The 8,602-nt window shown below is 62.4% G+C and carries 9 protein-coding genes; 6 read left to right on the top strand and 3 right to left on the bottom strand.

The annotated features are described in order from the left end of the window. On the bottom strand, positions 1 to 1,208 hold a 1,208-nt coding region (locus NKH90_RS27360; protein WP_352822163.1), incomplete at its 3' end, for an acyl-CoA carboxylase subunit beta. 387 nt (positions 1,209 to 1,595) lie between these two features. On the opposite strand from NKH90_RS27360, the gene NKH90_RS27355 reads away from it, so the two are divergent. Next, positions 1,596 to 3,014 carry a DEAD/DEAH box helicase gene (locus NKH90_RS27355; protein ID WP_352613569.1) on the top strand — a complete coding sequence of 473 codons (1,419 nt, stop codon included), beginning with the start codon at positions 1,596 to 1,598 and terminating at the stop codon, positions 3,012 to 3,014. A gap of 103 nt (positions 3,015 to 3,117) precedes the next feature. Here NKH90_RS27355 and NKH90_RS27350 read toward each other — a convergent pair whose 3' ends face one another. Continuing rightward, positions 3,118 to 3,276 (bottom strand): hypothetical protein, encoded by a 159-nt coding sequence (locus NKH90_RS27350; protein WP_502893806.1) that lies wholly within the window; start codon positions 3,274 to 3,276, stop codon positions 3,118 to 3,120. 22 nt (positions 3,277 to 3,298) lie between these two features. Continuing rightward, complete coding sequence (locus NKH90_RS27345; RefSeq protein WP_352457508.1) at positions 3,299 to 4,120, bottom strand: SDR family oxidoreductase; 822 nt, start codon at positions 4,118 to 4,120, stop codon at positions 3,299 to 3,301. Between the two features lie 215 nt (positions 4,121 to 4,335). Here NKH90_RS27345 and NKH90_RS27340 point away from each other — a divergent pair, with 215 nt between their 5' ends. The 5 genes from NKH90_RS27340 (at position 4,336) to dapB (ending at position 8,526) form a co-directional block, all read left to right on the top strand. Then, positions 4,336 to 5,370: a cysteine synthase A gene (locus NKH90_RS27340; RefSeq protein ID WP_023675106.1), complete on the top strand. Its 1,035-nt coding sequence runs from the start codon at positions 4,336 to 4,338 to the stop codon at positions 5,368 to 5,370. Next, entirely contained in the window at positions 5,370 to 6,113 is a 744-nt protein-coding gene (locus NKH90_RS27335; RefSeq protein ID WP_023675105.1) for an alanyl-tRNA editing protein, read from the top strand. Before NKH90_RS27340 ends, NKH90_RS27335 begins: the two co-directional genes overlap by 1 nt. 35 nt (positions 6,114 to 6,148) lie before the next feature. Next, positions 6,149 to 7,000 (top strand): 3-mercaptopyruvate sulfurtransferase, encoded by an 852-nt coding sequence (gene sseA / locus NKH90_RS27330; RefSeq protein WP_023675104.1) that lies wholly within the window; start codon positions 6,149 to 6,151, stop codon positions 6,998 to 7,000. 5 nt (positions 7,001 to 7,005) lie between these two features. Continuing rightward, the gene (locus NKH90_RS27325; protein WP_352448953.1) at positions 7,006 to 7,569 is read left to right on the top strand and encodes a GNAT family N-acetyltransferase; all 564 of its coding nucleotides are present in this window, start codon (positions 7,006 to 7,008) and stop codon (positions 7,567 to 7,569) included. Positions 7,570 to 7,719: 150 nt separating this feature from the next. Next, complete coding sequence (gene dapB / locus NKH90_RS27320; protein WP_352448952.1) at positions 7,720 to 8,526, top strand: 4-hydroxy-tetrahydrodipicolinate reductase; 807 nt, start codon at positions 7,720 to 7,722, stop codon at positions 8,524 to 8,526. The last annotated feature ends 76 nt before the right edge of the window (positions 8,527 to 8,602 follow it).

The raw sequence follows: 8,602 nt of genomic DNA, 5'->3' as shown, positions 1-8,602 counted from the left end.
CCGTCCCCCCCTGCTCCGTGTTCGCGTGGTGCGGGGCGTCTTGTATATACACAACCAACTCTAACTGTGGGGCGCTCTTCTACAACCACAAATTTTCCCGGGGGGGGGCCGCAAAAGCCCCCCCCCACGTCGACGAAGGTGACGATCGGGATCGAGAAGCAGTCGCAGAATCGCACGAAACGAGCCGCCTTGCGGCTGGCATCCGAATCGAGCACGCCGGCCAGCACCATCGGCTGGTTGGCGACGAAGCCGACGCTGCGGCCCTCGATACGGCCGAAGCCGGTGACGATGTTTTTCGCAAAATTCTGCTGGATCTCGAAGAAGTCACCCTCGTCGGCAACTTTAAGGATCAACTCTTTGATGTCGTAGGGTTTGTTGGCGTTGTCGGGGATCAGCCGGTCGAGCGACAGATCGTGATCGGTGACCGATTGGTAACATTCGATCTCGGGAATTTCCGCCGTGTTGGATGCGGGCAGCAGATCGACCAGCCGGCGCATCTGCAGCAGCGCCTCGACGTCATTGTCGTAGGCTCCGTCGGCGATTGAGGACTTCGTTGTGTGGACGGAAGCGCCGCCGAGGCTTTCGGCGGTGACCGTCTCGTTGGTGACGGTCTTCACTACATCCGGCCCGGTGACGAACATGTAGGAGGTGTCGCGGACCATGAAGATGAAGTCGGTCATCGCCGGCGAATAGACGTCGCCGCCGGCGCAAGGGCCCATGATCAGTGAAATCTGCGGAATGACGCCGGAGGCAAGTACATTGCGTTGGAAGATCTCGGCGTAGCCGCCGAGGGCTGCCACGCCTTCCTGGATGCGGGCGCCGCCGGCGTCATAGAGGCCGATGATCGGCGCGCGATTGCGCAGTGCCATCTCCTGCACCTTCACCACCTTTTCGGCATGCGCCTCGGACAGCGAGCCGCCGAACACGGTGAAATCCTTGGCGAAAAGATAGACCGGGCGACCGTTGACGGTGCCCCAGCCGGTAACGACGCCGTCGCCGGCGATCTTGGTTTTCTCCATGCCGAAGTCGGTCGAGCGGTGCTCGACATACATGTCGAACTCCTCGAACGAGCCCTCGTCTAGAAAGACGTCTATGCGTTCGCGGGCGGTCAGCTTGCCCTTCTTGTGCTGGGCGTCGATGCGGGCCTGGCCGCCGCCCATGCGGGCGATCTCGCGGCGGCGCTCGAGTTCCTTCAGCACGTCCTTCATGACCGGTCCCCGAAACGGAAAGCTGCATTGTGGTAATCATGCCCGCGAGAGAGCGCAAGCGCCGCTTCCTCATGGCTTTTGCTGCGCTGCAACATCAGGCCCCTTGCATTTCGATGCGAACTGGGCCATATGCGGCGGCATAGGCGCTTGGGCCGGGACACTCCGGCCTTCTCGATGAATGAGACTGGTTGCGTCTGTTTTCCCTCTTCCCGACATATCGGCAAGGTGGCGAAAAAGCCCCGTGGCATGAAGCCTGCGGGCACGACAGCGCAGCCGTGCGGACGATGACGTCCGCCCGCCTTGTCGTTTCATGACAATTTTCGACGGCAGGTTGCGCCCTGCCGCCATCGATGTTTGCGGCCAGGAGCCGCATGAAAGAAGAATATTTTGACCAATGAAAACACTTTGACCGGTAAGGACACTGCGGAACTGAACGGTTTCGCCGCACTTGGAATCACCGGCGCACTGCTCAAGGCCACCAATGCCGCCGGTTTTACCGATCCGAAGCCGATCCAGGCCCAGGCGATCCCGCCGCAGCTCGAAGGCCGCGACATTTTCGGCATCGCCCAGACCGGCTCGGGCAAGACGGCGGCGTTCGCGCTGCCGATCCTGTCGAAGATCATCGCACTTGGTACCAAGCGCCGGCCGAAGACGGCCCGAGCGCTGATCCTGGCGCCGACACGTGAACTCGCGGTGCAGATCGAGGAGATGATCAAGCTGCTCGCCAAGGGCGCGCATGTCTCGACCGCGCTCGTGCTGGGCGGCGTCTCGCGCTTCAGCCAGGTGAAGAAGGTTGCGCCCGGCGTCGACATCCTGATCGCAACGCCCGGTCGGCTGACCGACCTTGTGCGTGAAGGCGACCTGATGCTTGCCGACACCAAATGGCTGGTGCTCGACGAAGGCGACCGCATGCTCGACATGGGCTTCATCAACGACGTGAAGCGCATCGCCAAGGCGACGGCGCCGGACCGTCAGACGGTGCTGTTCTCGGCGACCATGCCGGCCGAGATCGCCGAACTGGCGAAAGGCCTGCTGAAGAACCCGATCCGCGTCGAAGTCGCTCCTCACAGCACCGCGGCAGCCGAGATCGTGCAGGGCGTCGTCTTTGCCCGCACCAAGCAGAAGCGCCAGGTGCTGGCCAACATGCTTGCCGATGAGGCGATGAAGTCCGTCATCATCTTCTCGCGCACCAAGCATGGCGCCGACAGGGTGACCAAGGATCTCGAGCGCGACGGCTTCAAGGCCGCCGTCATCCACGGCAACAAGTCGCAGAATGCCCGTCAGAAGGCACTCAACGATTTCCGTGAGGGTTCGGTGCGCATTCTCGTGGCGACCGACATTGCGGCACGCGGCATCGACGTGCCCGGCATCAGCCATGTGGTGAATTTCGACCTGCCGGACGAGGCGGAGAGCTATGTCCACCGCATCGGCCGCACCGGCCGCAACGGCATGGACGGCATCGCCATCACACTCTGCGACCCGTCTGAAAACAGCAAGCTGCGTCAGGTCGAGCGCATCATCCGCACCAAGCTGCCGATCGTTGCCGACCATCTCGGCAGCCCCGATCCGCAGCGCAATCCCGCCGAGAAGAACGAGCGCAGCTTCGAACCGGCCAACGATCGCAACGACCACAATGGCCGTCGCGACGGCAGGCGGCCCGGCGGCGCAAACAACGGCTTCGGCAAGAAGCGGTTCGGGGACAAGCCGGCCTTTGCGGGCGAGCGCAAGCCGGAAGGCGCCAAGCCCTTCAAGGGCAATAACAAGCGCCGCTTCGGCGGCAAGCGGCCAGCAGCGCGGGCCGCATAATCTGACCGTGTTGCGGTCGGCCAAGCCTGGCTTGGTCACACACGATTGAAGAGAGCGACCGGAGCGATGCTTCGGTCGCTCTCTTGCTTTGGGGGCCTTTGGTTCACTTTACCACCGCCTCGATCCACACGACGATCCGCTGCGCGAGGAAAACCGTGGTCGATGGCGACAGCGCGTCGCCGGCAATGGCGTGGTTGTCCGGGTCGCCGGTATCGTCGACCGGTACCAATTCATGTGCGGCGCCCCAGCGACCCGCAAACACGATCGCTCGCCCATCACCGATCCTACTCGACTGGCGGCTTGCGGTCGAAATTCAGCGGCCGCGCATTCCAGCGGGTGACCGTGCTGATCACCCATCGGCAGAACGGCCTCGGCAGCATCCTGAGCAGTTTCAGCGTCCAACTCAGGCGGCGTGGGAAAGTGACTTCGAAGCCGCCGTATTCGATGCCTTGCGCGATGCGGCGCGAGGCCAGATTGACCGGCATCAAGCCTGGCATCGGCAGGAAGTTCTTTTCGGTCAGCCGCGTGTCGACAAAGCCCGGATTAATCACCTGGATGCGGACGTTCATCTTGTCGAAATCGTATTTCAGCGACTCGGCCAGGATATTGACCGCCGCCTTGGTGCCGCCATAGGCGGCGGTGGTGGGCCAGCCGAAATAGGCGGTGACCGAACCGATCAGCACGACATGGCCGCGCGAGCGCACGCGCATGCGTTCGATGACCGGCAGCAGGCCATTGATGATGCCAAAATAATTGACTTCGAAAGACCGACGGAAATTGCGCGCCACAAGATCCTCGCCCGGCGTTGCGATATAGCTTCCAGCGTTGAACACTGCCAACACGATCGGACCGAGATCTTTCTCGATCGCTGCAACCGTCTTCGCCATGCGTTTTTCGTCGGTCACGTCGCAAGGATAGGCTGCGACACGGCCCGCCATCTGCGCCGTTTCGACGATGAGCGTATCGATCGGATGGTCATCTGGCGCAGTCACCGCGACGACATAGCCCCGAGCGGCAAGATCCTTGGCCAGCGAACGGCCGATACCGCTGCTGCCGCCCGTAATCCAGGCGACGCCATGCTTCGGATTGGCCCGATAGAGTGTCATGTTGCGCCCCGCCGGCTCTTCTTAGCCTGTGCTCTACCGGTGAAGAAATCGAATGAAAAGAGTGCTTTTCGGTACATGGTTGAAATGAATACCGGTCGGGCGCTCCTGGCTGCAGGAATTGCAGTGTGCGAAATGCGACTGGACCAGGCAAATTCTTGCCTTGAAACCGAAGCTTCGGGTTTCTAGGGTTTCGCCGCACCCACAAAGGAATCTCCATGCCCCGTTCTGTGATCGACGTGATCGGCAACACGCCCCTGATCCGCCTCAACAAGGCCTCGGAAGCAACCGGCTGCGAGATCCTGGGCAAGGCCGAATTCATGAATCCCGGGCAGTCGGTAAAGGACCGCGCCGGCCTGTTCATCATCCGCGATGCCGAACAGCGCGGGCTGCTGCGGCCCGGCGGCGTCATCGTCGAGGGGACGGCCGGCAACACCGGCATCGGATTGACACTGGTTGCCAAGGCGCTTGGCTACCGCACCGTGATCGTCATTCCTGACACCCAGAGCCAGGAGAAGAAGGATACCATCAAACTGCTCGGCGCAGAGCTGATCGAAGTGCCCGCCGTGCCCTACAAGAACCCGAACAACTACGTGAAGCTGTCGGGCCGGCTGGCCGAGCAGATGGCGAAGAGCGAGCCGAACGGCGCGATCTGGGCTAACCAGTTCGACAATGTCGCCAACCGTGACGGCCATATCCGCACCACGGCCGAAGAAATCTGGAACCAGACCGACGGCAAGGTGGATGGTTTCGTGTCGGCGGTCGGTTCCGGCGGCACTCTGGCAGGCGTCGGTTTCGGGCTGAAGGCCAAAAACAATCAGGTCAAGATCGCGCTGGCCGATCCGCTGGGGGCAGCGCTCTATTCCTTCTACACCAGCGGCGAGCTGAAATCCGAGGGCAGTTCGATCACCGAAGGCATCGGGCAGGGGCGGATCACCGCCAACCTCCAAGGCTTTACACCCGATTTTGCCTTCCAGATCCCCGACGAGGACGCGCTGCCGATCGTATTCGACCTGATCCAGGAGGAGGGGCTTTGCGTTGGCGGTTCGACGGGCATCAACATTGCCGGCGCCATTCGCCTGGCGCGCGAGCTAGGCCCCGGCCACACTATCGTGACCATGCTTTGCGACTACGGCACGCGCTACCAGTCGAAGCTGTTCAATCCTGAATTCCTGCGCGAAAAGAAGCTGCCGGTGCCGGGGTGGATGGAGCAACAGAGCACGATTTCAGTACCGTTCGAAAGGGTTGCGTGATGGCGCACAAGACCGAAGCGCTGTTTCGTGACGACGCCTATCTGGGGACGGCCGACGCCACCGTCGTCGCAGTCAATGATCGCGGCGGCATCATTCTGGACCGGACGGTGTTTTACGCCACATCGGGCGGGCAGCCGGGCGACACCGGCAGCCTCGAACGCGCCGACGGCACCGGCATAGCGATTGCCGCTACGATCACCGGCGAAACCAAGGACGAGATCATCCATGTGCCGGCGCCGGAGCAGGCAGTTCCAAAGGTGGGCGAGCGCATGAGGCTCGCCATCGACTGGCCGCGGCGGCAGTTGCTGATGCGCATGCATTCTGCCTGCCACCTGCTTACCGTCGTCTGTCCGTTCCCGATCACCGGCGCCGCGGTTTCCGAGGACGACAGCCGTATCGATTTCGACATCCCGGATGCCGGCTTTACCAAGGAAGACGTGACGGCCAGACTGATGGAACTGGTGCGAGCCGACCATCCGATCTTCACCCGGCTCATTTCCGACGAGGAACTGGCATCCAATCCGGGCTTGGTGAAATCCAAGAATGTGCGGCCCCCGGCCGGCACGGGAAGGATCCGATTGGTCTGCATCGGCGAGAACGCCTCGATCGACAGCCAGCCTTGCGGCGGCACCCATGTAAAGAGCACCAGCGAAATCGGCGAGATCCATATCGGCAAGATCGAGAAGAAGGGCCGCGAGAACCGGCGCTTCCGCATTCGCTTTGGTCCTATGCCGCCAGCCTGATATAGGACTGCAACGGGCGGGACAGGAGAGAAAAGATGGCCGACGACAGTCCTTTCACCATCGATGCCGATTGGTTACAGAAGCGGCTCGGCGAACCCGGCCTGACGATTGTCGACGCGTCCTGGTATCTGCCGGCGCAAAAGCGTGACGCGCGCGCCGAGTACGACGTAGCGCATATTCCAGGCGCCCGCTTCCTCGACCAGGATGCGGTTTCGGACCCCGACGCGGCTCTGCCGCACACGCTGCCGTCGCCGCAGCATTTCGCGCAATATGTCGGCGCGATGGGTATTTCGGCCGATGACACGATTGTTGTCTATGACGGGCCAGGGTTCTTTTCTGCACCGCGCGCCTGGTGGTTGTTTCGCGTCATGGGCGTGTTCCAGGTCTATATACTCGACGGCGGGTTCGATCGTTGGAAAGCCGCCGGACGGCCGGTGACGGCGGAGCCGACGAAGATCGCGCCTTGCGTGTTTTATGCCAACTTCGATGCCGCCCGCGTCGCCAGCCTTGCCGACATGCGCCGGATCGTCGAGACGGGGGAGAGCCAGATCGCCGACGCGCGCTCGCCTGGCCGTTTTGCCGGCACCGAGCCGGAGCCGCGCCCCGGCATCCGCTCCGGCCATATGCCGGGCGCGCACAACGTGCCATTTTCGGCGCTTTCGGAAAACGGCGAATTGTTGCCGAAGGACAGGCTGCGCAAAGTGATCGAAGGAGCCGGCATCGACCTGTCGAAGCCGGTCGTCACCTCCTGCGGGTCGGGCGTCACCGCGGCAGCTGTCACGCTGGCTTTGGAGACGCTTGGCCATGCCGACAACAGGCTTTATGACGGTTCATGGACCGAATGGGGCGGGCTTTCCGACACGCCCGTCGTGACGGGCAAGGACTGACGGGGATGGAAGACGGATCGCTGGAAGACATCGACGTCACCGTGACGTTTCTCGAAATGCATGTGCCGCCTGCGTATTCGCCGCCGCTGCCGTACAACCGCCAGATCGCGCTGCTCAAGACCAAAGACATTCCGCTGCATTTCTACCGCTATTTGATGGATCGGGTGGGCCGCAAATGGCACTGGGTCAATGTGCTGAGGCTGAGCGACGAGGAGCTTGCGGCGGGCATCCACCGCGAGGACCGCGACATCAGGGTGCTTTATCTGGATGGTGCGCCGGCCGGCTTCTTCGACCTCAAGCCGCATTTGCCGGAGGAAGTGGAACTCGCTTATTTCGGAATGATGGAGCACGCGACCGGGCAAGGCATCGGCCGCTGGTTCCTTGGTGCGGCAATCGCCGCGGCATGGTCGCACGGGCCAAAGCGGGTGACGGTGCAGACCTGCACCCTCGATCACCCAGCAGCACTGCCGCTCTATCAAAAACTCGGCTTTACGCCAGTGGCGCAAAAAAAGGAGGTCGTACATCCGATGTCTTTTGCCGAGCGCGCGGCCAGCGTCATGCGGCCCTGATTTTCAGGCCCGTTCATCCGAGCTTCAGCTTGTCTTGCAATGTCCCAGAGTCTCTGGATCAACACTCAAAGGCGAGCCCGACTTGAATGAGCTTGGCTCTTTCCATATCGCTATCGTCTAAAAACCCGATGGGTGATGGAGGATCGCACGATGGCAATACGCGTGGTAATGGCCGGCGCGACCGGCTGGGTCGGCAAAGCGCTGGTTCCGGCGATCGGGGCGCAAGGCGACATGGCGCTGGCCGGGGCTGTATCCCGCAGCGGCGCGGGGCAGGATTCCGGTCTGCTGGTTGGTATGCCGGCTAATGGTATTGCCGTTTCGGCCTCGCTGGCCGAGGCGCTGGAGGCGCCGTCGGACGTGCTGGTCGACTTCACCAAGCCGCATGTCGTGAAAGACCATGTGCTGCTCGCCATCGACAACGGACGGCACACGGTGATCGGCACGTCGGGACTGGGAGCTGCCGACTATGCCGAGATCGACGCCGCGGCGCGCGCCAATGGCGTCGGCGTTGTTGCCGCTGGCAACTTTTCCATCACCGCCACGCTGATGAAGCGGTTTGCACTTATGGCGGCAAAATACGTGCCGGATGTCGAGGTCATCGATTATGCTAGTGCAAAGAAGCCCGACGCGCCCTCCGGAACCGCACGAGAGCTTGCTGAAGCGCTGGCCGACATCCGCAAGGCCTCAACGGCAAAGCCGGTCTCCGAGGTCTCCGGCGTGCCGGCCACACGCGGTGGTGCGGTCGGCGCAGGCGAGGGGGTGCAAGTGCACGCGCTTCGCCTGCCGTCCTACATCCTGTCCTGCGAGGCGCTGTTCGGTTTGCCAGACGAGCGGCTGACCATACGCCACGACGCCGGCTCGTCCGCGGCGCCTTACGTGGCGGGCACGCTGCTCGCCATCAGACGGGTACAGCAGATCAAAGGTCTGGTTCGTGGTCTCGACGCGCTGATGGATTGATCCATTTCGGCAGGAATCGGGTGGGAAACGCTGTCTTGCGAGCATAATTTCCGGTCGACGACACCGGAGATTTTGC

It is taken from the genome of Mesorhizobium sp. M0898 (assembly GCF_040319695.1).
Lineage (GTDB): Bacteria > Pseudomonadota > Alphaproteobacteria > Rhizobiales > Rhizobiaceae > Mesorhizobium.
This window is presented reverse-complemented; position numbering and strand designations above follow the sequence as displayed.